Raw genomic sequence first — 1350 nt, 5'->3', positions numbered from 1 at the left:
GATCATGTCCCGGCACGTGGTGTAGCAGCGTCGATCCCCGGCTGGTCCGAGGAGGTCAGGCCGCCACAGCTGGCAGGCTGACCCGAGGAGCGTCGCTGATCGCCGCCAGGCTTTCAATGCTCATGTAGCGGCGGCCGACAGCCCACTCATCATTTTGCTCCAACATGAGTGCACCCGCGAGCCTGACAATTGCCGCCGCGTTCGGGAATATGCCGACCACATCCGTGCGACGCTTGATCTCGCCGTTGAGCCGTTCGAGCGGGTTCGTGCTGGCGATCTGCGGCCAGTGCTCCTTGGGAAAGGCCGTGTAGGCCAGCACGTCGTCGCGCGCCTCGTCCATCAGCGCGGCCAGCTTGGGTGCGCGCTCGCGCAGCGCGTCGGCGACGCTGTTCCACTGTGCCCTGGCGTCGGCCGCGGTCTCCTGAGCGAAGATGGTCTTCAGCATGGCGACGACCGCCGGACGCTGCTTGGTCGGCACGTGGGCCAGGGCGGAGCGCATCCAATGCACCCGGCACCGCTGGAGGCTGGCGTGGAACACCTTGCTGGCCGCAGCGCGCAGGCCCTTGTGGTCGTCGGCGATCACCAGCTTGACCCCGCGTAGGCCGCGGTCGGCCAGCGAGCGCAAGAACCCCTTCCAGAACACCTCCGCCTCCGAGGCGCCAGTGGCGACGCCGAGCACCTCGCGCCGGCCATCGGTGTTCACGCCAACGGCGATTATCGTCGCCGTCGAAACGATTCGACCTCCCTCGCGCGCCTTCACGTAGGTGGCGTCGATCCAGAGATACGGCCACTCACCCTCGATCGGGCGGGCGAGGAAGGCGTTCACCCGGCCGTCGATCTCCTCCACCAGCCGGCTGACCTCGCTCTTGGACACGCCCGAGCCGCCCATCGCCTTGACCAGGTCATCTACCGCCCGGGTGGAGACACCGTGGATGTACGCTTCCTGGATCACCGCCGTCAGCGCCTTCTCCGCCGTCCGCCTGGGCTCCAGGAAGGACGGAAAGTAGGAGCCCCGCCGCAGCCGCGGGATCGCCAATTCGATCCGGCCCGCCCTGGTCTCCCAGGCCCGCTCCCGATAGCCGTTGCGCTGCACCTGCCGGCTCGGATCGCGCACCCCGTGCGCCGCCCCGGTGCAGGCCTGCACCTCGAGTTCCATCATCCGTCCGGCGGCGAAATGCAGCATCTCGCGCACCAGGTCGGTATCGGCGTTCTTCTCAATCAGCTCCAGCAGCGCCATCTTGTCGTCGGTCATCGTCGTCCCCGTGCTCCAGGTTCTGGCTCGCAACTCGAACCATAGCCGGAGACCGACGGTGACCACCCCCCGCGGGCGGCCCGCTGGGGATAAGTGGC

Annotated in this window: 1 protein-coding gene; it reads right to left on the bottom strand. The window is 68.1% G+C overall.

The features are described 5' to 3' along the window. Positions 1–55: 55 nt before the first annotated feature. A complete protein-coding gene (locus Q7A36_RS39820; protein ID WP_305109325.1) occupies positions 56–1252 on the bottom strand; it encodes an IS256 family transposase in 1197 nt (398 codons plus the stop codon). Positions 1253–1350: the final 98 nt, after the last annotated feature.

Origin of the sequence: Paracraurococcus lichenis (genome assembly GCF_030657435.1) — a bacterium.
In the GTDB taxonomy this organism is placed as follows: Bacteria; Pseudomonadota; Alphaproteobacteria; order Acetobacterales; family Acetobacteraceae; genus Paracraurococcus; species Paracraurococcus lichenis.
Note: the sequence above shows the minus strand (reverse complement) of the source record. Positions and strands in the feature narration are given on the sequence as shown.